A 22,504-nucleotide genomic window follows, 5' to 3' on the forward strand; every position below is an offset into this window, starting at 1 on the left:
GCAGCCCGGATGCGTTCGAGGCCATCCTCAATTGGGCCTTGCCCAGCGGACTATTCGCTTGTAAATGTACCTGCAAATGCGCAAGACGTAGAAGAGGTACATCCGCCCCTTCTTGCGCCCGCTGAGATCCATGAAATAGCTGCGCGCCTGAAAATCGCCGCGTACCTCTTTCCAGAAAGCCTTCCAGCCGCTGTCAACGGGAGAAACCAGTTCAAGACCGCAACGGGCCTGGGGGACAACAAGCAGCCGGATGTTTCGCTGCCGCAGCAAAAAAGAATGAATGATGTCCTCGGAAAATGCCTTGCCCGTAAACGGGTAAAAGTTTTCCAGCACCAGGTTTTCCTTGCGATGCAGCACACACCCGCCAGCCAGCCACTCCACCTCGTACTGCGCCATGCCGCGCCGCGCGGGGTCAACCCCAACCGGGCTGCCTGATTTTTCGATTTCACCCTCGCGGTAGCCTTTGCCCCCATTCATCAACCAATAGTAGATCGCCCCCACCAGCGCTCCACTGGCTGGTTTTTTGTACACAGACTCGTTGGTCTCGACATTGACAAGGGCCGGAGCCGCAGCGCAATCGGGCAATTGCAACAACACCGCCAGCAGGCGTTCAAGGCATTGAGGATCCACAAACATGTCGTCATCCAGCTGCATGACGAAGCCATGTTTCGCCTGCTGAAAACCGAAAGCTCGCTGCGCGACCTGGCCCCGGCATGGCGTCGGCACAACCCGCACATTGTCAAATATCAAGGGAGCCATAACGGATGCTTCCCGCTCGGGAATGCATACCAGAATTTCCGCAGGCCGCATCGAACCACGGTTCAGGCGCTCAATAGTGGGTATCAGCGACTCTCCGCCCAAGGTTGCGATAACTACGGAGATCGATTGCTCGTCGCTCATAGCTTATGACGTGGTGCCTGAGGATGAGAATCTTTGACGGTTAATACCGAAGCTTTTGTTAGCCGGATTTTCCTGCCAATGAAATCAAACAACTCAAGCAACCCGCACGCAACAAGGCAGGAAACAGAAAAATGTGCGATGAACGAAAGCTCATGATCAATACCGAACATCATGTACCCGGTGCTTATCACCGTCACGAGGTATACACACCGCACGTAGACTGCGTAATTCCTGGACCGCCCACTCACCACGGAAAGGAGCGCCTGAATACCAAATGCCACGCCAAACAATATGATGCCCCCCCAGTATTTACCCAGGATCCAGGCCATCCCCCAGATCGTCCATGGCTCGGACATATACGCTTTGCTTATCGCGTCGAAAGTATGTCCTCGATACGCCATTGGGAAAACGCGTGAGGTATTAACGATGGCCTCGTCGAAAATTTCGCCGGGCACCAGATTATTGGCAAAATTTTTGAGCGCATGTGAGCTGCGAATGTAGGAGTCGAGGACTTCCTCATTCGGGACCTTCGAAAATATTGTGAAAGAGTAGTCAATCAAGGACAGTCTTGTCACCGTGGGCCTCAACTTGTTCCCAAGTTCGATGACGGCCTCGGACTTGTAGTACTTTTTCCGAAGATCAGATATCTGCCCGAGGTTGGCCCAATCCATGAGCTTGGGGTTCAGGTAGCTGAGCTTGTAGTCATTAATAGCCTGCGAAAAACTGATGTCACCGATCTTGTAGTGCCTGAATATTGTTCCCATCGCATACACCGCCGAATTGAGCACAAAAAAACTGGCGATCAGAACGGTCAATCTGAGCACACTGAACTTGAAGCGCGGATTGACAGCGAGTCCTGCGAAGAACAGGAATATCAGTATCCGGAGAGGCCCGCCTCTCGAGCCGATCACAATTGAAAACAACAGCCATAGAAATATCAGAAGCCCCGCATGAACCATCTGGGATTTGGTCAGGCTTTTTTCCCGCCACTTGATAGCCAGCCAGCAAATGGTCACCAGCAAAGCGACATCCGTATCAAAAATAATGCCCACCCACGCCATCCGGTTGCCCCAATGCTCGGGCGAGCCGAAAATTGTGACGCCAAGGTGAACACGCACGTAGTAGGCAACAAGATAGGTCACCAGCCAATAGCCGGTGATCGACCAGAGCGAAAACACTCTCGCGGCAAGATTCAGAGGTGTCTGCCTCTGTGGCAACAGCCGGTCTGCGGCGTAAATGCCGAACAGCATCGCAATTGATCCGCCCACGTACAGCAGCATGCCTTGCGAAATCTCGTCCCCGGTCAACCCGTCAGATGTCAAAAACTCCAACGTGACCGGAGGAAGCAATAGCAAAGCGGCCAGCCTGACAAGGGAAAAAATAATCAAGAACCAGGCCAGCACCAAAATATGCGCGGCAGTGCGTTCACTGCTGCTGATCAACGCGAGGCAGAAGACCAGATCCAGCACAACGACCAAAAAGACGGATAAACCACTGATGAAAGGGGACGCCCCCAGAACGAGATACCCAGCCAGGAATACCAGACCGTGAAGCAAGAAGATTCCCGCCGTCAGGCGGGAAAAATCGATGGGCAAATTTATTATTTTTGTAATTTTTTCTAGGTGCATGGGACAACTGCCTCGGGTTCTAGTGAGAGCGGGACTAACGGCAATGGGGAATGTAATCGACTACCTCGCAAGTATGGGATTTAAAGTTCAGTGGGCAGCTACGCCGACCAGGACTCTCGTCAACTCTTCTCCTCAGGTTGCAGGATGTTTATCACGATGGAGGGATCAATTGGCATGTAAAAATTACCACAATACCGAACTGCCAAGGTGTGCCCCTCTGATTCGCCAGCTTCCAGCGGGTCCCTGTGAACGATGGAAGAGAGCTGCTCCGGATTTGTCACACTCTCTCGCCAGCTGCCGAGTTGGTATAGAGGGTCGATAGTCATTTCACCGGGAAGCGCGAGGTAAACAGGCCGCACATTGGCGCACACGGCCTTCACTATCGCCGTACTGCCTCTGTAAAGTGCATAAGCGGCACGCGCAATGTCATCTTCTATCGTGGCCGTTGACAACTCGACGTTGCGCGGCAGTTTGCGGAATTTTGGGTTTTGAGCCATCAGGCTCTCAAACCTCACCAAGGGATGAAGCCGCCAGATGAAGCGCATATTCGGCATCAGCTCCGCACAGCTCAAGGAAAACTCAAAGAGGAGAAGACACTCGCTGATGATCCCCTCGGGCAATACGAGGCAAGCCTTGCCTGTGGCAGCAGGCCCGGGATTAAAGTCATCACCTCTCCGGGAGTCGCCGACCTCGCCACTTTCCGAGCCAACAAAGGCGCGGTTGGATCCCAAAACGCGCACAGGAATGCCCTGCAGTCCCGGGCAGTTTTCAATCTGTCCCTTGGATACCGATCCCGCCGTCAGGATCAGATCGGGGTCGAATGCAGGTCCAAGTTTTCGCAACGCGCCATGCTGCAACCTGAAGATCGCCGCGTGTTGATAGCCAACACACTGCACACCCACCGATACCTCGCGTGCGGCCGCAAAAACCGTGCGTTCCCACGCATGCCCCTCGTAGGTCACGATCATCAATTTTGGCTGGATCGACGCGACCAGGCGGCTGACTTGCACAGACATCCGCAGTGTGGCCCTTGCACCGCCCGACATGGCCTCAAGCGAGGCACGCGCAAACGTTTTCCTCAGAAAGCCGGGGGACTCTCGCCTGGAAAGCGATGCCAGGCGAGACGACTCCCTCCTTAGCCGACGCCAAAGGGAGAGCTCGCCCGAAAGACCCAGTGTGTTGGAGAGCAATACTCGCGGGCACGCACCGGCATCCCAGCGCTGCACGCGCGACTTGTCTGGAGTTGCGGTGTGGTCAATCAACGCGACCACAACCTGGCGCCCCTCCGCCCGGAGGAGCTCCGGCAGATTGCCAAAATAGAAATCAACTGCTTTTCCCGCGTCCGCGCCGTTGAGCAAATGGGAGACGAACAGGACATCCACAGGCCCCGACAGTGCCTGTGACGCCTTCCATGGCTCACCATCTGACCTCAGGGCTCTCCACAGCTGGCGGAGCCATCCAGCGGAACTTCGGGTTTTCGCCGCGATGGCTTTGGCGATACGACTCAGGGCGGTTGAAGCCGCGAACAGCCCTTCATAGCCTTCGAGAAAAGATGGATGTTCGCGAAGAACATGCAGCCACGGTATCGACATGCGCTCCAGCGTCGATCCCGGCATCTCCAGCACCCGGTCGCAGGCCTCACATACCTGCCTGTACTGTTCTTCGTTCAAGGTCCGTCCTCCCTGGAAGACCCGCAGGCCGTTCAGACCTGCCCTGATATTTTTTCGAGAAGGGCTTTTTGCTCCGGGTCCTGCCGGATGTACTCGAGCACGACATCCGCCTCATGAGGCTCGTTGACGGATGGAAGGCTTGGAACCACCGGCACTGATTGCAGGCTGTAGTCGTTTTCCAGGATGCGCATCTGCTCGATGAACTCAGCCAGCTCCACAGGCGCGCTCGGCAAGGTGGTCACCTTCATCAGGAAATCCTTGCGATAAGCGATGATCCCGAGAATCTTGCGCACAAAGGCCTGTTGCTGCTCAAAGCTGCTGTAGCCGGGCGTTCGGCGGAAGCAGTGCATGATGCGCCCGGACTGCGAAACGGCGCACTTCACAAACGAATGGCGATCCAGTTCTTCGGCGTTTTCGATCGGGCCCGTGGCGTTCCAGGCGTCACCGCCGGGATTGGCCCGCATGGCGTCCGCCAGCGCGTCCACGTGACGGGGCAAAAGCAGGGGCTCATCACCCTGGAGCAGGATCACGTGAGTGCAATCGACGTCCTTGACCGCCTCCGCCACACGGGTTGTTCCATTTTTGTGGGTGTCGGCGGTCATGACGACCTTTCCGCCAAAGCCCCTGATCGCGGACGCGATGTCTTCGTCGCAAGTGGCCACGATGACGTCGGAGACGGCCTGGGAAAGCAAAGCCCGCCGGCGGACATGTTCGATCATGGGAAGCCCATGGAAAGGAAACAGGATCTTTCCCGGGAACCGGACGGAGGCCATGTGGGCCGGAATCACCGCAACAATTTTCATACGTGGCGCCTGGCTTACTGGGGAAACACGCCGCAATCGACGTTGATATTCTGCGCGGTCACGGCGGATGCGGCGTCGGAAGCAAGGAACAGGCACATGGCGGCGACCTCGGGCCCCGTGGGCAGGCGTTTGAGCGCCGCATTGTCCACCGCAAATTTCGCGATAAAGCCCGCGCCATCACCTTTGGCAGGCCCATGCGGGCTCTTCAGCGCTTCCAGCAATCCATCGGTAGGAATCAGCACCGGGCAAACGCCGTTGACGCGTATCCCGCGCGGCCCCACTTCCTTGGCGAGCGACTGCGTGAGCCCGTTCATCGCGAATTTCGTGGCCGAATAAGCCGAGTTGTTGGGGCTGCCGCGCTTGCTGGCAATGCTGGAAATATTGACAATGCTGCCGCCGTCTCCCATGGCCGCGACTGCGGCCTTGCAGCCCCAGAAGGCGCCTTTGAGGTTGGTGGCGATGATGTCATCGAGGAAAGCGTTATCGATCTCGGCGATGGGCCGCCATTCCGAATAGCCTGCGTTATTGACAAAGGCGTCCAGACGTCCCGTCGCGTCAAGCGCTGTTTTGACCAGCTTCACATGGGCCGCTTCGTCACGCACATCGGTGGGCACAAAAACCACCTTGTTGCCGAAGCGTTCGGCAAGCCCGGCTTCCTGGCGTGCGCCTACAAATACCGCATAACCGGCGTCAACAAACGCTTCGGTGACGCTCAAACCAATCCCGCGATTGCCGCCGGTGATGACAACTGTCTTTTTGCTCATGGTGCTGGCCGGGAGAACCCGGTTCTCGAAAATGTTGAAACGCCTGCCGCCTAGATGGTCATGCAGGAGAAGCCGCCGTCAACGGCGACTTCCGCGCCGGTGACAAAACTCGCGGCGTCGGAAGCAAGCCAAAGGGTGGCCCCCAGCAGCTCAACCGGTTGCCCGAAACGGGCCATGGGGGTGTGCCCGAGGATCGCCGCCTCGCGCTCCGGCGTGATGAAATTCTTGCGATTCCAGTCAGTGGGCAGAAAGCCCGGGCGCAATGCATTGACTCGCACGCCTTTGGTACCCCATTCGCGGCCCAGGTTCTGGGTCAGGTTCAGGATGCCGGCTTTGGCGATGGAATACGTGAAGGCCTTGGAAAGCGGGGGGCCTGCGGAAGCCGACGAAATGTTGATGATGGAACCCTTGCCCTGTTTGAGCATATAGGCGCCGAACACCTGGCAACCGAGAAAGGTGCCCGTGAGCTGGGAATCGAGGATGGAATACCACTCGTCGAGCGAGAGGTCGAGGAAGGGGGTGGGGCCATTGGTGCCGGCACCGTTAACCAGAATGTCCAGCTGGCCGAACTTCGCCACGATGGCGTCCAGTGCGGCGACATGCTGTTCCTTCTTGGAGACATCGATGGCCAGCGCCATCACCTTGTCAAAACCTTCGGCCTTGAGCTCGGCCTCGACGGCCTGGGCTTTTTCAAGACGAAGATCAAGCACCGCCACTGCGCAGCCTGCACGGGCAAATCCGCGCGCCATTTCGCTGCACAGGTGGCCGCCCGCGCCGGTCACGGCGGCAACACGGCCTTCAAGGTTAAACAGTTGGTTAAGGTAGGTATTCATTGGTTGTCAATCGATTAACGCATCGTCTTCATCAGGTCCTGCATTTGCACTGCCCATTTCCAGAGCACAAAGAGGTCGGAACCCAGGATGGCGTAGTTGTAGCCCAGGTCAAAAACAAACTTCACCGTGGCGGGGTTGGCGTCCGCCACCTGCGTGCCGCAGCTTTTGCCATGGCGCTCGCAAGCCTGGATGACCTTGCGTGAGGCTTCGATGACGAGCGGATGGGTCGTCTGCCCGGGAACTCCCAGGGAGCCCGCGATGTCGAGCGGGCCTATCATGACGCCATCGACCTCGTCGAACGCGAGCAGCTCTTCAATATTCTCCACGCCTTTGATGGATTCCACCTGGAGCATGAAGGTGGATGTCTTGTTCCAGTTCTGGATGTATTCGTCGAAGTCAAAGCCGTAGGCTTGCGCCCGGTTGACCCCATAGGTGCGACGGCCCATAGGCGGATACTTCACGTCGCGGATCAGCGCCCGCACCTGGTCGGCGGTTTCAACCATCTGCACCAGCATCCCGTCAGCGCCCGATTCGAGCAGGGGCTTGAGGTAATCGTTGGAATGAGAGACGGGGCGGGGTATGCAAGGCACGCCTTCGCTCTGGCTTGCGGCGATGATGCGCTGGCCCTGCTCCAGTGAAATGGTCGAGTGCTCCATGTCGATGAACATGAAATCAAAACCCGCGCGGGCAAAGGTCTCGGTAATCGAGGGATGCGAGTAAGAAACCCAGCCCGCGAACAAACGTTCGCGGTTCCGCAGTTTCTGCTTCAGCGCGGCGCGCTGCTCAAATATTTTGTTCATAAAACGTCGTGAAGTTAGCGGCAGCCATCCTGCCGGTGAAGCACAAACCTGGGAGCGGCTTAGCTCCGGGTGTCCAGAAGCGCCTGAACCGCGGGATGCAGGTGCAACAGGCCAACCAGCAAGCCCTTGTCGTCAACCACCGGCAAGTCCCAGATCTGCTTTTGCTCCATGACGTCCACCGCGTGGACAAGGGTGTCGCCCGGCTTGATGGTCATGGGCGCGAGGATCGCATGGTCAAGCGCGTCATCCACGAAAAACGCGGAGAAGGGCTTTTGCACCTTGAGCAGCTTACGGCGAATGTCGCCATCCGTCAGGATGCCCAGAAGTTTGTTGTCGCCATTGACGATACAAACAATACCGAGGCGCGATCGGCCCATTTCTTCCAGGGCTTCCTTGAGGATCACGGCCTCTTTGATAACGGGCACGCGGTCCAGGCCCATCATCACTTCACTGACCAGCATGGCCTTATTTTTCTGGGTGGACATTGTCTTCTCCAAATTTTTCCAACATTTCAAGACGGAACTCATGAGCGGCCTTGGCCTGGCTCAGTACATTTTCAAGGTGTTTGATGTTCATGACGGTATTCGCGTCCGACATCGCGTTGTCCGGATCGTTGTGAGTTTCCATGAACAGGGCGTTGATGCCGCAAGCAGCCGCGGCACGCACGAGGTAAGGGATGAACTCGCGCTGGCCGCCAGAAATATTGCCCATGGAAGTAGGCAGCTGGATTGAATGCGTCGCGTCAAAACAGACCGGGTAGCCCGTCTTGGCCATGATCGGAAAACAGGTGAAGTCGTTGACCAGCATGTTGTAGCCGAAAAAAGTGCCGCGGTCGGCCAGCAGCACCTGGTGGTTGCCCGCGGCCTCGATCTTGCGGACCGAGTTCTTCATGTTCCAGGGGCTCATGAACTGGCCCTTTTTAAGGTGGATGGGGCGCTTGGTCAAGGCTGCAGCGCGCAGGATCGAGGTCTGGCGGCAGAGATAGGCCGGCACCTGCACCATGTCGCAGACCTCGCCGGTCGCGGGCCCCCACGCGGGATCGGAAAAGTCGGAAACGACCGGAATGCCGAACTCGTCGCGGATGTCCGCCAGAATGCGCAGGCCGTCGTCCACACCCAGGCCGTGGTAGCTGTCAGGGGCGGAGCGGCAGTCCTTGTCGTAGCAGGACTTGTAAATCCAGGAAATGCCGACCTTCTGGCAGATTTTCCCGATGGCCTCGGCCATCATGAAGGCGTGATCACGGCTTTCGATCGCGCACGGGCCGCCAATGAAAGCCAAAGGCAGCTTGTCGCCGATCTTGACCTTGTTGACTTTGCCGTAGCCAACTTCGATTATTTTGTTAACCATGAAAAACATCCAGTTTGAGATTTTGAATACGAAACACGAGGGGCCGGGCCATGACGAGGTGACTTTGGATGACCAATCTCACCGGCTCTGATTTGTCGGCGCGAACAGGAACCAGCTGAATTCCGCCGGGAGCCAAGTTCACCGGTTGAACACCCATTATCTTACCGCTACGGACTGAAATCAGCTTGCAAACGCAGCGCTGCGCGCCGGCGGTCGGATTAACCATGCCAAGTTCGTACACAACGCCCGGCTGAAGTTCGTGCTGGAGGCTGTATTCACGGCTCAGGAAGCTCCTCCCTCCCAGCAATTGCAGGCCACCATCTGCGCCCTGCGAAATCGCGTCAAGGTTGCCATGAACGTAAGCCCTTAAGGGGGCGCCATGATAGCGGTAACTGACATAGCCACGCTCTGCCAGAAAAGACCCTAGTTTTGTGACCCCGGAAGGCGTTGTGGAGTGAAAAACAGCGAAGGTCCCCGTTTCGCCGTGGCTCCGCCCCACCATGGATGAAATATCCAGGGTCTGCCGGCAGTTAGCCCGCAGGTTCACTTTGTGCGCCAAAACCTGCCGCCCAGTCCCGTCGAAGAATGCCAAGGTCACGTGCTGCTGGCCCTGGCCGTCCTCAAAAAGGGAGGGGATGTCGATCAACTCAAAGAAGGTCTCCCATTCATCCGAGCTGCGCCACACAAACAGGTCACTGATAGGGTCGGCCGCCGGAGCTGGAAGGCGTGTTAATGGCTGCTTCCATGTCCAGATGGCGCGCCTGAGGCGTTGGATCTTCTGCGCAATCATGGTGCGACCTTGGCGAACCAGCGATTTTTCAGCAGCTTTTGAGCTTCCCAACGCCGCCCATGGACAACCAGTGACGCCGGCGGGTGGGTGTGCTCCAGGCTGAGATAGGCGCCGTCCATTGCACTCGAAAAATAAAGGGGAATGGCCGCCATGCCACGGCAGATAAACAGCGGCAGGTCACCCGGCTCAAAGCCAAGCCCATCCAGTGCAACACTATTGGCCGTGTTGCTGCGAACAGGAAATTTACCCTTGAGCTTGAGCCCGGCTGCGTCGTAGATTTCCAGTTCAGCCGGCCTGCTTGCAGGGGAGTTTTCAACATTCAGCAGAATCAAATGATTCTGGATGCCCTCGCCGAACTGCAAAAAAGGGCCGAACGTCAGCAGCGAGCCTTGGGGAGGAAAAGGATCCAGTTCGCCCTGGTAGCTGGTTTGCGCCTCTGGAGTCGACAACCCTAGCGTTGCCCGCCAGGCAGGCACACTCGTCTGCGCAGCGTCAAGTTTGGGCAAGACATCGCTTTCCGCCGGTGGCGGTGTGCGGGTCAACGACAGCAGCGCGAGTGCATCAGCAGGAACCACATCTGCAACATCGCCGGCGGTGATCGTCCGTAACGCGCCCGGCTCAAGAACACCGAGGTTTTTGCTTGTCCAAACACCGCCGGAAGACCAGGTTACGTTGATGAATTGTTGCTGGCGCCGGCTGGCTTCCCAGTTATTCGGGGAGAAATTGCACAAGGTCACCCAGCCCTGCGCACCAGGAGCTTTGAGAATGGGGTAATAAGACATATGAACGCCTATATCTTCCGCGCGACAGCCCTGAGCCACCAGGCAGGCTCCGTGGACTCGCGATGCGCATCGTAAGGCCCCACCATGGCGCGCTCCAGCGGATCGACAAGCGTCTCCATGCCGGCCGTGGCCGCGAACGGAGCGACAACGCCCCAACTTATCAGCTTGCTGCGAATCCTCATCAGGGTTGAATGAAGCTTTGACTCGCTTTTCAGCTGGGAAATTGTTTGGCCGTAGTACGCTATTTCAATATCAGTGAAACCCAGGTCATCCAGCAAACGGCGCATGGGAATTTTGTCGAAGAAGAGGATGTGCGGCTCATCAAGAGCCTTGTGCTCCCAGTCCCGGCAGGGGACCTCAATAAATAGCGCCCCTCCCGATCTGAGGCCACGAGTCGCGGCCCGGACAAAGCCCACCGGATCGGAAACATGCTCCAGCACATGAGACATGACCACCATGTCGACCGAGGGGGACTCGGCAAGACTGACGATCTGTACGCCCAGCTCTCTGAGGGTTTGATGGCAACCTTCATCTGTCTCGACTGCAAAATAACTGCTCTGAGGCATGTCCTGCAGCCAACTACGCGCAAAAAGTCCCGGGCCAGGCCCCACCTCCAGCACCTTATTAACGGCAATTTGATGCTTTCCAAGAAAGCGATTCACAAATGCGTGCCGAATGCGGGCGATTCCGGCAAAAAATGCAATCGCCAACTTGTTCGTAGGTTGGCCTCCGTGCGCGGCGGAAAAATAATTTTCGTTGTACGCTAAAAGTGCGGCGTCACTTGGCATGGGCGAGGCAAATATCATTTCGCAGTCCTCACAGATAGCCAATGAGCACCCCGAGAAAATCGGATTCTCATAGCGAAATCTCGCCATATTGCGCGTGTTGCTGCTACGGCATATCGGGCAAGGCACTACCATGAACGTGAAACCTCGGATTCTTTGATTCGTGAAACTGACAGGATGAGCGCGGCATATAGAAGCAGGCGCACATTCAAATTTCCAGAAAACACAACACGTCAACCGGCATGTTGAGTGGGTGTACCCAAACTTCGCTTTATCCAGATTTGGTTAATGCTTCCGGTCTTGGGCTCACTGACGGGAGAGGTGGTGGTCGATCCCTCCGACAATTCAAAGCCGCAGCGAGTGAGAATCTCGAAAACCTCTTGCTTTTGAGCTCCGAAATCATGCAAGACCTCCACCAACACTGTCTTGCACTCGGGGTTTGAAATCGTTTTAACGGCCCCCCTTAATATTAAATGCTCAATGCCATCTACATCTATCTTTATCATTTCCGGGCATTCGGAAAGCACTCCGCACTCGAATAAAAAATCGAGCGAGAACCCCAGGGTTTGATATGAACTGACCTTGGAGAGAAGTTTTCCGTCGTAACCATAATCCACCCCAAAGGCCGATAAAGCGCCGCCCTCCTGGGTGGAAGAAAGCGTGAAATCAGCAAACTGGTTCGTTTCCGTGAGAGGCGTGGAAATCACCTTCACTTTCTTTTCGAGGCCATTTGCATTCAAATTTTTGACCAGCAATGCCAAGTTGAAAACGGATGGTTCAAATGCGTATACGTTACCGGGCTTGGTTGAACCGAAATAAGCGGAGTAAAGCCCGACATTCGCCCCAATGTCGAAAAATGCACCCTCACCGCCATACTCATCAATCCAAGCTAACGTTTCTGGCTCCTTGGTAGAAAACGTCGTTGCACGAATTTCGCAAAGATAGTTCGGCGTATGGAATTTGAAAGGGTAGTTTTTGCCGCCACTGGCATGAATAACCTCTCTAACCAATTGAGAAATCTTCTGTGATTGAAAATCAATCCACAGGTACCCAAAATGAGGCCGTATCTTGGACAGAACCCAGATGTATAGGACAGCGGCCAAATGAAGTAGTCGCAGGGGAAACGCGATGGCCTGCTTGGCACCCAGTTTTATTGAATTCATAAAGTTATGCTCGCCTGTGACCGGCGAGGAATGGGTTTGGTCTTGATTCGGCATCGGAAACGTTTTCCTTGTCTATACCTTCTGGAAGATTGTCATGAGGACAATGCTGACAGCCAGTCTTGCAGTTCTTCCTGCCCCGACAGAATGGGAATACCGTGCGCCGCACGGTCGTCTTTTTCGCAAATGCCGTACGGATCATAGTAGATCGATGGTTTTCCGAGTTCGCGGCCAATCAGGGCGGTGGAGGTAAACGGCGTCGAGATAACCGCCTGGCATTTCTCGATAAGCGCGCTGGCTGAAGTATCCGAATCAATCTCCAGATAATTCGAAGTTTCACCCAAGCAGTTTATGGTGCGCTCATAGGCGGGGTGCACGCGGGTTCCCACATCACGCTTGCGTTTGAACACCATGACTTTTTCTGCCATCCGGGTTGCCTCCTGGATATCCGTCAGGAATTTGCTCGCGTTCCGCGGAACGTAGTATTCGATATCAAGGCCCAGCGGTTGATACACCGCGTCGCGCATGGGTTGCACATCAAACACAGCAATACTGCAAGCCGGAAGATCCAGTGACGCCGGTACCCCCGAATGGAAATTGATGGACCCGACAACATTGACTTCCGGGGCATCGCTCACCGCGCGCCGGAGGAAGGCCTCTTGGTAGTCATCCCAGACCAGGTATTTCGACCAGGTCATTGTCCGCCAGCCGTACAAGGGTTCCGGATAAACCCCGGATTGCTTGAACTGCTCGATATTCGTGGAGTAAAAATAGAAAAGTATTCTTGCGCCCCGGCGCTCCGCCTCGTAGGTCCATAGCGGGCGGTAGATCCAGTTCGAATTATGGAAAAGATAGTCCCGTGCCAACAGCGCGGGATTCTGCTCGCGTATGTGGGCCGCTTTGACGACCTCGCCCAACATCATCGAAAGCCACCAGCGTCCCACCATCGAGCCCAAAAAGGCTTTTCCAATGGCAACGATGCTCGCGCCCAGAAAGCCCATCAACAAGGCCAGGTCGGCGAAGGGAAGGAACGGTGAGGAAACCGGAACGACTTCCACCCCGTCCGACTTCCGCGCACCGGCCGTGAGAACGTTGTGGTAGACCGCGTCCAATCCCGGGGCCCGTCCCTGCCAATGAAGGTACCAGCTCACGATATCGTTTTTCTCACCGCGCCCGCCGGCGGGCGGGAGGTTCCCAGGTCCCAGCGCATCAAAATAGGCATGGTTTTTCGGGCTTTCTTTTGCGGGTCGCATCAGGGACCGGGCATCAGCCAGCGCAAGCTTGAACGCGACGAAAATGCCACTCGCGAAGTGCAGGGCGACAACACCGGCCCACAGCAGCGCGGATCGGCCTTCGTCCACCTCAAACCCGTGCTCACGCAGAACCTTTCGCCATGCGCCGGGTAACGGGTAGGCTATGGGCGCATCGTGTTTTCCGACCGAGCTTAGCAGCGCGGACGCTAGACCGACGCCAACAAATCGCACCAGCACAAACTGCCGCACCGCAATTTCAGCGGCCTTTCCGTCCAAGCCGGAAAAAAGCTCCGGATTGCCCTCGGCGGAGAAAACCGGTGTCGCCGTCAAGGCCTCCTTGACGGCCGCGATCCGCCTCAGGGCACCCGTCTTTCTCAACAACCGATACCCTCGCATCAGGTGTCTCAAACGTGCGTGCGCGCGCTTGCGGAGAAAGCCATCCAGTCCGGGAATGCTCATGCCGCAACCAACCCCTGGATAAAACAGGAACGCAGAGACGGCCTAAACATGCAGCACCATCCGCACAATGCCCGGGGTGTTTGCCGGCTGCAAAGAGGGGTCCGCGACAAAACCCGCATTCCGGTAGGCATTCACGGCCGGCAGGTTTTCGCGCTCAACGCCCAGGTAAATCCGCTCGATCCGCCGATGAAGCTTCAGCCAGGCGGCACTGGCCGCCAATACCTCGGCAAAAACATGCTTTCCACGGAAAGCGGGATCACCGATCAGAACGCCCAGCTCGGCGCGGCCCTCATCCCGAAGGAGGGGTTCATACTTGATGTTGCCGATATGGAGATCGTCGGCTTTTGAAAAAATCCCCAGAAAAAGCACATCTTCACGGCCAACGCGCTGCCGCACATATTCACGCAGATCCGCAAGACCGCGCGTGGACTCCGCGGTGGCTATCCATTTTTTGGCCGCCGAATCGCTTAGCCAGCCGAGATATCTGGCGGATACATCGTCGACCGTCAACTCGCGCAAAAAAAACCGGGTGGTTTCAATCACCACCGGAGATCCGGCAACACTCACTTGAGGAGATCCCATTGCAATGGCGTTCCCCGGGCAGCGTCCCGCTTGATGGTTTTCCCCATCAGGACTTCGAGGTACTTGGGAGGCAGCCCGAGCCCTGGGCGAATGGCCCTGACATTGTCCGGCGTCAAGGTCTCACCGGCCTTCATGTCACGCACCACATACAGGGATCGACGGAATTGGAGAGACTTCTTTTCGGCTTCGGTTGGCCCGTAACTGACTTTCCCGAGCGACTGCCACGCCCGAGCGGACTCGGTCACAAGCTGCGCCATCTCGGCGGGCTCCATGGAAAAGCTGCTGTCCACGCCGCCGTCCGCGCGATTGAGCGTGAAATGTTTTTCAATCACCGTCGCACCCAGCGCGACACTGGCCACCGAAACAGCCACCCCCATCGTGTGGTCCGACAAGCCCACCTCACAGCCAAACAGTTGACGCATATGCGGGATGGTCGTTATGTTGGTGTTGTCCGGTGTGGCCGGATAGGTGCTCGTGCACTTCAGGAGTATCAGGTCCTTGCAGCCCGCTCCGCGCGCTGCGCGAACCGTCTCGTCGATCTCCGCCACTGTCGCCATCCCCGTTGAAATAATCAAGGGCTTGCCGGTAGCAGCCACCCGGCGAATCAAGGGCAGGTCCGTGTTTTCGAATGATGCGATCTTGTAGCAGCAGACATCGAGGCTTTCGAGAAAATCGACGGCGGAATCATCGAAAGGCGTGCTGAAGGGAATCATCCCGAGCTCGAGAGCCCTGTCGAAGATAGGCTTGTGCCACTCCCAGGGCGTGTACGCCTGGCCATACAGCTTGTACAGCGACGCCCCTTCCCACAGGCTTTTGGGATCGCTGATATGAAACTCCCGCTCATCGATGTCCAGCGTCATCGTGTCGGGCGTATAGGTCTGGATTTTCAGCGCGTGCGCACCCGTCTTTGCGGCGGCCTCCACAATTTCCAGCGCGCGGTCCAGCGACTGGTTGTGGTTGCCCGACATCTCCGCAATGATGAAAGGCGCAAAGCCTGCGCCGATTTTTCTGTCAAGAATTTGTATCGTCATGCTTGTTCCAATGTATGGGGTTTGAGCACCTGCGCCCCCTGCAGGCGGACGGCGGTGGTGCCGGTTTTAGGTGAAAAGAGATGTACGTCTTCCCCCATCAGGTCCTGGATGGACCAGACCAGGTCACAAAAACCCATCTGATGGCGCATCAACACCGTGGATGAAAAACGGGGATTGATCTCGAAAATCCGCGGACCATTTTCTGTAATCCGAAGCTGGACATTGATTGAACCGCGCAGGCCGATGGCTTCGGCGAGCCTGGAACACTGCGAAAAAACCTCTGGCTCATCAATCACCTGAGCCCAGCCGGTAAATCCGCCCGTCAGTGTTCTCAGCAACTGCAGAACGGCAATACGCCCCTCGCTGGTTCGAAATACGCCGCAGGTGACTTCCTGGTCCGCTGGCAACAGCAACTCCTGGACGATGGCGTCGGCATGCCGGTGGCGGTAAAACTCCACCTCTTCCGCTGTCTCGCACCGAAAGACGGCCTTGGACCCTGCCCCCCGTCTCGGCTTGAAAATACAAGGCAAGTTTTTTTGAGGCAAAAAGTTCTCAGCCAGGTCGGTCCATGGCGCAGGCACACCGATGGAAGCAAGAAACTGTGCGGTCTTCAATTTATCAGCGCCAACCTCTATCGCGAGGCGATTGGCCATCAGCAATGAGGCTCCGCCGATCTTGCTATGGCCCCTGGACGCCAGAAGCTGCAATTCAGCCTCGGACATGGGAATCACCAGATCAATGGCATGCCGGCTCACGATCGTCTTCAGCGCATCTTCGTAAGCGGGGTCAGACGCCCTGGGAGCCTCATGAAAGCGGTCGACAAACAGGCTCCCCGCATGCCGCGAATGCACGTCGATGCCGGTGAGGCGCCAATCGGGGAATGACTGCCGGAGGATGGCCGCAATGCCTTGGGCAATATCTCCGCCGATCGCCGTGATCAATACATTTTTTCTCATGAGGTCCAATTTTCGCAATATCTGAGCCACTGCTGCGTGCGTCGGCTAGCGCTTTCCCAAAAGCACATTTGCCAGGTAGGGAAGCTCGGGATGCCGCTGGGCGGCCAGTGCCACCACGGGAGAGGCATCATAAGGCGCGGTCATGAGCATAAGTTCCTGCGACGCGGTATCCAGCAACGCCCAGTGCGCCGCGGGAATCCTGTTGCGCGGCTGCCCCACGGAGCCGGGGTTGACCAACACCGTCTTCCCAACCCTCTCCACCATGGGGTAGTGGGTATGCCCCATCACAACCCAGTCATAGCCTGGCTCAGCGCAACTGTCGAGAAGATCTGCTTTCGCGTCCGGATAGACGTATTGGTTCACATCCCACGGAGAGCCATGGCAAAGCAGCAACGATTTTCCGTCAAACTCGAAAGAACTGGGGTGCGGCAGATGGCATAGCCAATCAAGCTGGGCCGGCGTCAATGTCTCAATCGCCCTGTTCACCCCCGAGCCGTAAGTGGCGTTGATTTTTTCAAGAGAGGCCGGCGCACTCAAGGCATCAATCAGCATGTCCTCGTGATTGCCACGCACCGCCGCGATGTCCCAGTCGCGCAGCATGTCCATGACTTCCCTGGGCCAAAAATAGTATCCGACGAAGTCCCCCGTAATCAGCAACTTCTCCACGCGCGCCACCCGCGCGGCGTCAAGCACGGCCTTGAGCGCAAAGCTGTTGCCGTGTATGTCGCCAAGTAGAGCGATGCGCATCATGTACCTCCGGTCATTCAAACACCGGCTCAACCACCCGGGGGGAGCTTCTTCAGAACGGCACAGATGTTCCGCCCAACACCTATCTGAAATGCGGCGCGGTAAAACTGAAGGTATTTATCAAGCCCGTTTCTGGAAAAAAATAAATCCAGCGATACCCTGGCCTGATGGGCAAACTTGCCATTGGCTTTGTCCGTGACATAGTTTTCAGCATTGCCCCAGAGGTACATTTCAATTGGGAAATCTGAAATTCCGTCGGCGAGCTCAAATCCACACGCTTGTGCGACCGTCGGGAGATTTTTCTCATTGAAGTAGTTCAGGTGCTGCGGGGGAAGGAACCAATAGTCGCGATTGATGCGCCCCTGCCGATCCGCGAGTGCCTGAAGATCGCTGAAATCATTCGGCACCTGAACGAGAAGGCAGCCATCATCCGTGAGCAACTGCTGGAGCTTTCGCAACAGCTCTTCGGGATGAAGAACATGCTCCAGCACATTCTGCAGAACAAGAACATCTTTTTTGACGCCTTTTTCTATCAGGTCATTCAAATACACATTGGGATCGGTCGCCGCAACGCGAGAGATCATGGCGGGGTTGAACGCCGCAACCGGCGCCGACTGATAGTCAACCCCCGAAACATTCCATCCCCTCGCCGCCGCACTGCTCAGGACAAAGCCTTCGCCGCAGCCAACCTCCAGGAAGTCGACAGTGTTTTTTCCCGGGCAGTTCTGCGCAAGCAACTCCACGACACAATCCGCTCGCAAGCGCTTCTGCTGGATTTCATCCTCGCTGTAGGACGCTTGATACGTGGCGGTAACACCTTCGCCGTAGTAGATTTCGCGGTAAAAAGTGTCCAGTTCTTCCTGTTTGGGCCGAGGAACTGCCTGCACGTATCCAGACGCCAGCGTTTGCTTCTCAAATTTCTCATTCATGATTTGTTTTCCCTTGGGCAACAACGACGCGGCCGGCCAATTGAAGAGTTCGGGCAATCATCAGGTCCGCCGTCCGCTGCGCGCCCTCTCCGTCGCACACGGCATGGCACCGGCGAGACCATTCGGAGATGTCTTCCGATTCGATGATGTCACTCAATGCACTGAAGATGAGACCCTCATCCACCTGGTCCTGAAATCCAAGGTAGCGGATGAGGCCCGCGCTTGCGAGATCTTGGCAAACAGGTTTTTGGTTCTCGGCAAGACCGATCACCACGGAAGGCAAACCCAGGCATAAGCGCTCCCAAACCGTTGCCCCGCCGGCGCCGATCGCAAGATCGGCCGTCGCCATCAGGGGACCCAGCGAGGGCAAAGAACCATGCAGGCAGATGTTGGAATATCCCGCCACTTGTTTTTGGACATCTTCGTACCTTGCGCTTCCATTCGTCATCACAACGTCCAGCCGGATGTCGGGTCGCGCCAGTTTCTGAAAGGCGCTGATCGCCCGCCCCGTCAGATTCATCGTATCGGCGCCTCCAAAGAACACGAATATCCGGCGCACCGTGCTCTTGGGCTCGGCACGCGCATGAAGCTCCGCATAAACAGGTTGGAGCAGCGCATATTTCGGGCCAAGCAACATTGCGCAATCGGAGGGGGCCTTATCGATGTAACGCTGTTGCAGGTTCAGGAAGAAATTCTGGTCCAGCAATATCTCGCAAGCATGCAAGCGATCCGCAAGATCATCAATGGCCATCAAATGGTCCACCGCTGGGCGAAGAAGGGTCTCCCACTGATGGTCCAGCGCGTAGTGGTCCGCAATCAGCCATTGCGGCCGCGCACCCGCCTGCTCGATAGCGGCGCGGGTCAGCCGGGCATCCTCTATCAGCGACGATCCGAGCCAATCGGCGTGCGTCTTTTCCAAGGCGGAAGAAGCCGTCTCCGTCACCGGAAGGCGGACAACGGCGAACCCACGCTCCTCAATAAGCTCGCTCAGATTTCCCGCATGCTGTTTGCACACAAACGTGGACTGCAATCCATGCTTGCGCAAGGCGCTGGCCAGGGTCAGGCAACGCATCACATGGCCGTAGCCCATGATGGCCGAAGCGTCTGTGCGAAAAAAAACGTCCACTCGGCCGCCAGCTAGATTTTTTTGCGGAAAACGGGTTTCGCGGGCCGGCCAATCAACAACTGGCTGGTGGTTCCAGCGTCGACGGCTTTGCGGTAGATGGCGCAGGACTCGTCAAACGCCATGACAAGGAGATCCATCTCCGCCTGCTGGTGCGACCAGGTCGGATAAAAAAGCCCCTGGAACAGGATCCCGCGCGCGATCATTTCCTGCAGCATCAGGGTGCGGAAGGCATCGTCGGCCTCACCCTCGGCATTGCGGCAGGCCAGCGCAAAAAGGCAAGGGTAACCCAGCAGCTGCAACGATTTCCCGAGCCCATGCTTGCCAATGACCTGCTCCAGGCGCAGCTTCAATGCTTCGCCCCTGGCCCAGTTGCTGGCGATCATGTCGTGCTGATTAAACGCCTGTATGGTAGCGATCATGGCTGCCAGGCCTATGGTCTCCGCGCCATGCGTTGTGGAGATCAGAAAGAGCTTGTCGTCCCCTTCGCGGCGAATGCCGCCCAGCTCCATGATGTCCGCGCGGCCGGTCAACGCGCAAGCTGAAAAACCGTTGGCAATCCCCTTGCCCCAGGTCGCCATGTCGGGCTTCACGCCATAGAAGTTATGGGCGCCCCTGAGGTCCCACTTGAAGCCGGAGATCATCTCATCGAGGATCAACAGTACTCCCCGGTCCTTGCAAAGCGCAGCCACCTTGTGCAAAAAATTATCGATGGGAGGGTCGAACTTGACGGGCTCCATGATGAGGCACGCGATGTCATGGTTCTTGTCGGCAAGCAAGGCCTCGACAGACGCGTAGTTGTTGTAGCTGAAGGTGGCGGTCATCGAGCGGACCTGGGCCGGAATGCCAAAGTCGCAGGGAGTGGTGGAGATGAACCAGTCGTCGAAGCTGAAAAAATTGTGCTCTTTCGCGATGGCAACCCTGTTGCGGCCCGTGAAGGCGCGGGCAAGCTTGACGGCCGCGGTCGTCACCGTGGAACCGTTCTTGGCGAACTTGACCATGTCGCCAGACTGCACCGTTTCGAGGAAGAGCTTGGCCGCTTCCAGTTCAATCACAGCAGGGCGCTGGAAGTTGGTGCCCTGAAAGGCTGCATCGGACACCGCCTGGGCGACGGGCTCATAGCCATGGCCGATGCAGACCGAAGTAAGGCCCATGCTGCAGTCGATAAATTCATTGCCGTCCAGATCCCAAACCCGCGCACCCTTGCCGCGCACGATGGCGGCGGGTGCATTCAGGGGAAACTGGTCGTCCCCCTTGGAATAAGTGTGGGCGCCGCCGGGGATGTAGTCATGCACTTCGGCGGAAAATCGGCGGGATAACTCGTAATTAGTGACTTTATTCATTTACGTTTCCGGTCAGGTTTTATGCGGATGGGTATCTTGATCAGCCCCAGCGGTACATGGTTGCGTAGCCCGCCTCAGCAAACGGCGCCGTCATTTCAATCAACTTTGGATTGGCGTCCAGGAATTTGACGACCTCAGGCACGGAGATTCGCGGGGCCGAATTTTTGAAAACGCCATAAATGATCCGGCATACCGCCAGATCTTCGGGATTGTCGACGGTCAGGCGCAAGTCCTTGCGAATTAGGGCCGGGGGCGCATCGGCCTTGATGATGCGGTAATGCTGGTGATTCTCGCGAATATAAAGCGAGCACAGTTCCGAACGGTGCTTTTTTTCCCCTTTTTCGTGGGACTCCTGTAGCGCCTTCAGGGAAATGATTTCAAAACCGCATCCGTCAATCACGTCATCGAGGAAAGAAGCATCCGCGCCATCGGCCTGATGACGGCGCCACAAATCCTCGACAGGATCGAAGTAAAGGAATGGGGACTCGCTGGTGACCCGGAACACGTCGGTGGCGCCGGCAAGCAGACCGCAATCGATCAGCCTGGACAACACGTCGATTTGATCTCCAACGACATACCGCAAGCCCTTTTGCCCGGCGATGACCTTGAACACCTCGTTTTCGACGCCCTCCGAAATTCCCAGAACGATCTCGTCAATGCAGTCAATCGTTTCAAGGCAGCCGATGATGTTGTCGATGATCCGGATGCCGTGTTCGACATCCAGGTTCTGGACGGGCTTGCCATACAGGCGCGCGCCCTGGTTGCGGCAGGCAATGGCGGCGACAAGTCTTCTTTGCATACCGGCCCCTCTATTCAATATCGGCCGCGGCGACCGGCGCGTTTTTTAGAATCTTGCGTTTCAGGGTTTTGCCGTAAACCGGCGCCAGGTCGGTCATGATCTGCTCCGAAGACGTGCGCTTGAGCACGAGGTCGGCGGGCGAAATGACCCGCCCGGCGTCCAGATCGGCCCCTGCGACCACATGGCGCCGGATCACTTTCCGATAGCCCTGCTCCGATTCGCTCATCCCAAAATCCATTGCGTCGCCGGCCGACCCCATGGCTTCCGAGCAGGCGCGCAAGGTCTGGGTGAATTCCAGAAACTGGTCTGGATTGAGTGCCGACTCGTGGTCTTCAAGCTTCATGACCTGGCCGAAGGTCAGGTGTTTCTCGATAACGCGCGCGCCCGCGCCCAGCGCAACCGCAGCCAATGCGTAACTCAGGGGACTGTCCGGGGAGGCGTGATCGGCAAAGCCAATCGATACATGGGGGTGCCCCTTGGCCAGGCGTTCCACCAACAGCCTGACCCGGGCGATCTGGTTGGTCTCAGTCGGCGTCGGGTAACCCTGGAACCCGAGAAGGACCACGACCTCCTTGTTCTGGAGTGCGGCAACGGCGTGTTCGATTTCAGCCGACCACGCACCGCCCGCGCCCAGCAACACTTTAGGAACCGCGCTGCGGGCCACTTCTGCGAGCAAGCCCAGATTGGCAATGTCGGTGCCATGGAGTTTGACCGCGGAAGCGCCTATGGCTTCCGCCAGCTTCAAACTGCGCGAACCGAAAATATCGACCTGCAGCGTAATGCCCAGTTCTGTTGCGTATTTCGACAGGCCCATCCACACCTCGTCCGTCATTTCCAGCGAACGGAACAGGTCGTAGTATTTGTAGTCCGGCGTCGCCAGCTCGTCGGCATACACCAGCTGGTATTTGGCCGCATCCGCGCCAGCGGAAGCGGCGGCTTTCATGAGCAGGCGGGCTTGTTCGGGACGCCCCTCAAACCCCTGCGCGAGTTCGGCGATGATTTCGATGGTCATGGTTTTTC

The 22,504-nt window shown here is 57.0% G+C and carries 23 protein-coding genes; all 23 read right to left on the reverse strand.

The window, feature by feature from the left end:
- Positions 1 to 27: 27 nt before the first annotated feature.
- Positions 28 to 900, reverse strand: coding sequence for a glycosyltransferase (locus AC1D1Y_RS13720; protein WP_477682807.1), 873 nt, complete (start codon positions 898 to 900; stop codon positions 28 to 30).
- Positions 897 to 2,528 (reverse strand): hypothetical protein, encoded by a 1,632-nt coding sequence (locus tag AC1D1Y_RS13725; protein WP_477682808.1) that lies wholly within the window; start codon positions 2,526 to 2,528, stop codon positions 897 to 899. Before AC1D1Y_RS13725 ends, AC1D1Y_RS13720 begins: the two co-directional genes overlap by 4 nt.
- A gap of 119 nt (positions 2,529 to 2,647) precedes the next feature.
- Positions 2,648 to 4,198, reverse strand: coding sequence for a hypothetical protein (locus AC1D1Y_RS13730; protein ID WP_477682809.1), 1,551 nt, complete (start codon positions 4,196 to 4,198; stop codon positions 2,648 to 2,650).
- A gap of 32 nt (positions 4,199 to 4,230) precedes the next feature.
- Positions 4,231 to 5,001: a 3-deoxy-manno-octulosonate cytidylyltransferase gene (locus tag AC1D1Y_RS13735; RefSeq protein ID WP_477682810.1), complete on the reverse strand. Its 771-nt coding sequence runs from the start codon at positions 4,999 to 5,001 to the stop codon at positions 4,231 to 4,233.
- 14 nt (positions 5,002 to 5,015) lie between these two features.
- Complete coding sequence (locus AC1D1Y_RS13740; protein WP_477682811.1) at positions 5,016 to 5,765, reverse strand: SDR family NAD(P)-dependent oxidoreductase; 750 nt, start codon at positions 5,763 to 5,765, stop codon at positions 5,016 to 5,018.
- A 50-nt stretch (positions 5,766 to 5,815) separates the two neighbouring features.
- Complete coding sequence (locus AC1D1Y_RS13745; RefSeq protein WP_477652853.1) at positions 5,816 to 6,598, reverse strand: SDR family oxidoreductase; 783 nt, start codon at positions 6,596 to 6,598, stop codon at positions 5,816 to 5,818.
- A 14-nt stretch (positions 6,599 to 6,612) separates the two neighbouring features.
- Positions 6,613 to 7,398, reverse strand: a complete 786-nt coding sequence (locus AC1D1Y_RS13750) for an HpcH/HpaI aldolase family protein (protein WP_477652852.1) — start codon at positions 7,396 to 7,398, stop codon at positions 6,613 to 6,615.
- Between the two features lie 59 nt (positions 7,399 to 7,457).
- Positions 7,458 to 7,883: a CBS domain-containing protein gene (locus AC1D1Y_RS13755; RefSeq protein WP_477682812.1), complete on the reverse strand. Its 426-nt coding sequence runs from the start codon at positions 7,881 to 7,883 to the stop codon at positions 7,458 to 7,460.
- Positions 7,864 to 8,745 (reverse strand): 3-deoxy-8-phosphooctulonate synthase, encoded by an 882-nt coding sequence (gene kdsA / locus AC1D1Y_RS13760; protein WP_477652850.1) that lies wholly within the window; start codon positions 8,743 to 8,745, stop codon positions 7,864 to 7,866. Before kdsA ends, AC1D1Y_RS13755 begins: the two co-directional genes overlap by 20 nt.
- The gene (locus AC1D1Y_RS13765; protein WP_477682813.1) at positions 8,738 to 9,535 is read right to left on the reverse strand and encodes a hypothetical protein; all 798 of its coding nucleotides are present in this window, start codon (positions 9,533 to 9,535) and stop codon (positions 8,738 to 8,740) included. Before AC1D1Y_RS13765 ends, kdsA begins: the two co-directional genes overlap by 8 nt.
- On the reverse strand, positions 9,532 to 10,317 hold the full coding sequence (locus tag AC1D1Y_RS13770; protein ID WP_477682814.1) for a hypothetical protein: 786 nt from the start codon (positions 10,315 to 10,317) through the stop codon (positions 9,532 to 9,534). Before AC1D1Y_RS13770 ends, AC1D1Y_RS13765 begins: the two co-directional genes overlap by 4 nt.
- An 8-nt stretch (positions 10,318 to 10,325) precedes the next feature.
- Entirely contained in the window at positions 10,326 to 11,123 is a 798-nt protein-coding gene (locus tag AC1D1Y_RS13775) for a class I SAM-dependent methyltransferase (protein ID WP_477682815.1), read from the reverse strand.
- 212 nt (positions 11,124 to 11,335) lie between these two features.
- Complete coding sequence (locus AC1D1Y_RS13780) at positions 11,336 to 12,319, reverse strand: FkbM family methyltransferase (protein ID WP_477682816.1); 984 nt, start codon at positions 12,317 to 12,319, stop codon at positions 11,336 to 11,338.
- 38 nt (positions 12,320 to 12,357) lie between these two features.
- Positions 12,358 to 13,974 (reverse strand): polysaccharide biosynthesis PFTS motif protein, encoded by a 1,617-nt coding sequence (locus AC1D1Y_RS13785; protein ID WP_477682817.1) that lies wholly within the window; start codon positions 13,972 to 13,974, stop codon positions 12,358 to 12,360.
- 42 nt (positions 13,975 to 14,016) lie between these two features.
- The gene (locus tag AC1D1Y_RS13790) at positions 14,017 to 14,517 is read right to left on the reverse strand and encodes a GNAT family N-acetyltransferase (RefSeq protein ID WP_477682818.1); all 501 of its coding nucleotides are present in this window, start codon (positions 14,515 to 14,517) and stop codon (positions 14,017 to 14,019) included.
- A gap of 20 nt (positions 14,518 to 14,537) precedes the next feature.
- Entirely contained in the window at positions 14,538 to 15,587 is a 1,050-nt protein-coding gene (pseI, locus tag AC1D1Y_RS13795; protein WP_477682819.1) for a pseudaminic acid synthase, read from the reverse strand.
- Positions 15,584 to 16,543: an ATP-grasp domain-containing protein gene (locus AC1D1Y_RS13800; RefSeq protein WP_477682820.1), complete on the reverse strand. Its 960-nt coding sequence runs from the start codon at positions 16,541 to 16,543 to the stop codon at positions 15,584 to 15,586. The genes pseI and AC1D1Y_RS13800 overlap by 4 nt, the downstream gene beginning before the upstream one ends.
- A 45-nt stretch (positions 16,544 to 16,588) precedes the next feature.
- Positions 16,589 to 17,290, reverse strand: coding sequence for a metallophosphoesterase family protein (locus AC1D1Y_RS13805; protein ID WP_477682821.1), 702 nt, complete (start codon positions 17,288 to 17,290; stop codon positions 16,589 to 16,591).
- A gap of 29 nt (positions 17,291 to 17,319) precedes the next feature.
- A complete protein-coding gene (locus AC1D1Y_RS13810) occupies positions 17,320 to 18,219 on the reverse strand; it encodes a class I SAM-dependent methyltransferase (protein ID WP_477652840.1) in 900 nt (299 codons plus the stop codon).
- On the reverse strand, positions 18,212 to 19,345 hold the full coding sequence (pseG, locus tag AC1D1Y_RS13815; protein ID WP_477682822.1) for a UDP-2,4-diacetamido-2,4,6-trideoxy-beta-L-altropyranose hydrolase: 1,134 nt from the start codon (positions 19,343 to 19,345) through the stop codon (positions 18,212 to 18,214). The genes AC1D1Y_RS13810 and pseG overlap by 8 nt, the downstream gene beginning before the upstream one ends.
- 11 nt (positions 19,346 to 19,356) lie before the next feature.
- The gene (locus AC1D1Y_RS13820; protein WP_477682823.1) at positions 19,357 to 20,685 is read right to left on the reverse strand and encodes a glutamate-1-semialdehyde 2,1-aminomutase; all 1,329 of its coding nucleotides are present in this window, start codon (positions 20,683 to 20,685) and stop codon (positions 19,357 to 19,359) included.
- Between the two features lie 40 nt (positions 20,686 to 20,725).
- Positions 20,726 to 21,484 (reverse strand): hypothetical protein, encoded by a 759-nt coding sequence (locus tag AC1D1Y_RS13825; protein ID WP_477682824.1) that lies wholly within the window; start codon positions 21,482 to 21,484, stop codon positions 20,726 to 20,728.
- A 10-nt stretch (positions 21,485 to 21,494) separates the two neighbouring features.
- Positions 21,495 to 22,496 (reverse strand): N-acetylneuraminate synthase family protein, encoded by a 1,002-nt coding sequence (locus tag AC1D1Y_RS13830; RefSeq protein WP_477682825.1) that lies wholly within the window; start codon positions 22,494 to 22,496, stop codon positions 21,495 to 21,497.
- Between the last annotated feature and the right edge of the window lie 8 nt (positions 22,497 to 22,504).

The organism is Polaromonas sp. P1_G1 (genome assembly GCF_056405595.1).

Coding starts and splice junctions, on each gene's coding strand:
- AC1D1Y_RS13720 (WP_477682807.1), bottom strand. CDS start 900: ATGAGCGACGAGCAATCGATCTCCGTAGTTATCGCAACCTTGGGCGGA.
- AC1D1Y_RS13725 (WP_477682808.1), bottom strand. CDS start 2,528: ATGCACCTAGAAAAAATTACAAAAATAATAAATTTGCCCATCGATTTT.
- AC1D1Y_RS13735 (WP_477682810.1), bottom strand. CDS start 5,001: ATGAAAATTGTTGCGGTGATTCCGGCCCACATGGCCTCCGTCCGGTTC.
- AC1D1Y_RS13740 (WP_477682811.1), bottom strand. CDS start 5,765: ATGAGCAAAAAGACAGTTGTCATCACCGGCGGCAATCGCGGGATTGGT.
- AC1D1Y_RS13745 (WP_477652853.1), bottom strand. CDS start 6,598: ATGAATACCTACCTTAACCAACTGTTTAACCTTGAAGGCCGTGTTGCC.
- AC1D1Y_RS13750 (WP_477652852.1), bottom strand. CDS start 7,398: ATGAACAAAATATTTGAGCAGCGCGCCGCGCTGAAGCAGAAACTGCGG.
- AC1D1Y_RS13755 (WP_477682812.1), bottom strand. CDS start 7,883: ATGTCCACCCAGAAAAATAAGGCCATGCTGGTCAGTGAAGTGATGATG.
- kdsA (WP_477652850.1), bottom strand. CDS start 8,745: ATGGTTAACAAAATAATCGAAGTTGGCTACGGCAAAGTCAACAAGGTC.
- AC1D1Y_RS13765 (WP_477682813.1), bottom strand. CDS start 9,535: ATGATTGCGCAGAAGATCCAACGCCTCAGGCGCGCCATCTGGACATGG.
- AC1D1Y_RS13770 (WP_477682814.1), bottom strand. CDS start 10,317: ATGTCTTATTACCCCATTCTCAAAGCTCCTGGTGCGCAGGGCTGGGTG.
- AC1D1Y_RS13775 (WP_477682815.1), bottom strand. CDS start 11,123: ATGATATTTGCCTCGCCCATGCCAAGTGACGCCGCACTTTTAGCGTAC.
- AC1D1Y_RS13780 (WP_477682816.1), bottom strand. CDS start 12,319: ATGCCGAATCAAGACCAAACCCATTCCTCGCCGGTCACAGGCGAGCAT.
- AC1D1Y_RS13785 (WP_477682817.1), bottom strand. CDS start 13,974: ATGAGCATTCCCGGACTGGATGGCTTTCTCCGCAAGCGCGCGCACGCA.
- pseI (WP_477682819.1), bottom strand. CDS start 15,587: ATGACGATACAAATTCTTGACAGAAAAATCGGCGCAGGCTTTGCGCCT.
- AC1D1Y_RS13800 (WP_477682820.1), bottom strand. CDS start 16,543: ATGAGAAAAAATGTATTGATCACGGCGATCGGCGGAGATATTGCCCAA.
- AC1D1Y_RS13805 (WP_477682821.1), bottom strand. CDS start 17,290: ATGCGCATCGCTCTACTTGGCGACATACACGGCAACAGCTTTGCGCTC.
- AC1D1Y_RS13810 (WP_477652840.1), bottom strand. CDS start 18,219: ATGAATGAGAAATTTGAGAAGCAAACGCTGGCGTCTGGATACGTGCAG.
- AC1D1Y_RS13820 (WP_477682823.1), bottom strand. CDS start 20,685: ATGAATAAAGTCACTAATTACGAGTTATCCCGCCGATTTTCCGCCGAA.
- AC1D1Y_RS13825 (WP_477682824.1), bottom strand. CDS start 21,484: ATGCAAAGAAGACTTGTCGCCGCCATTGCCTGCCGCAACCAGGGCGCG.
- AC1D1Y_RS13830 (WP_477682825.1), bottom strand. CDS start 22,496: ATGACCATCGAAATCATCGCCGAACTCGCGCAGGGGTTTGAGGGGCGT.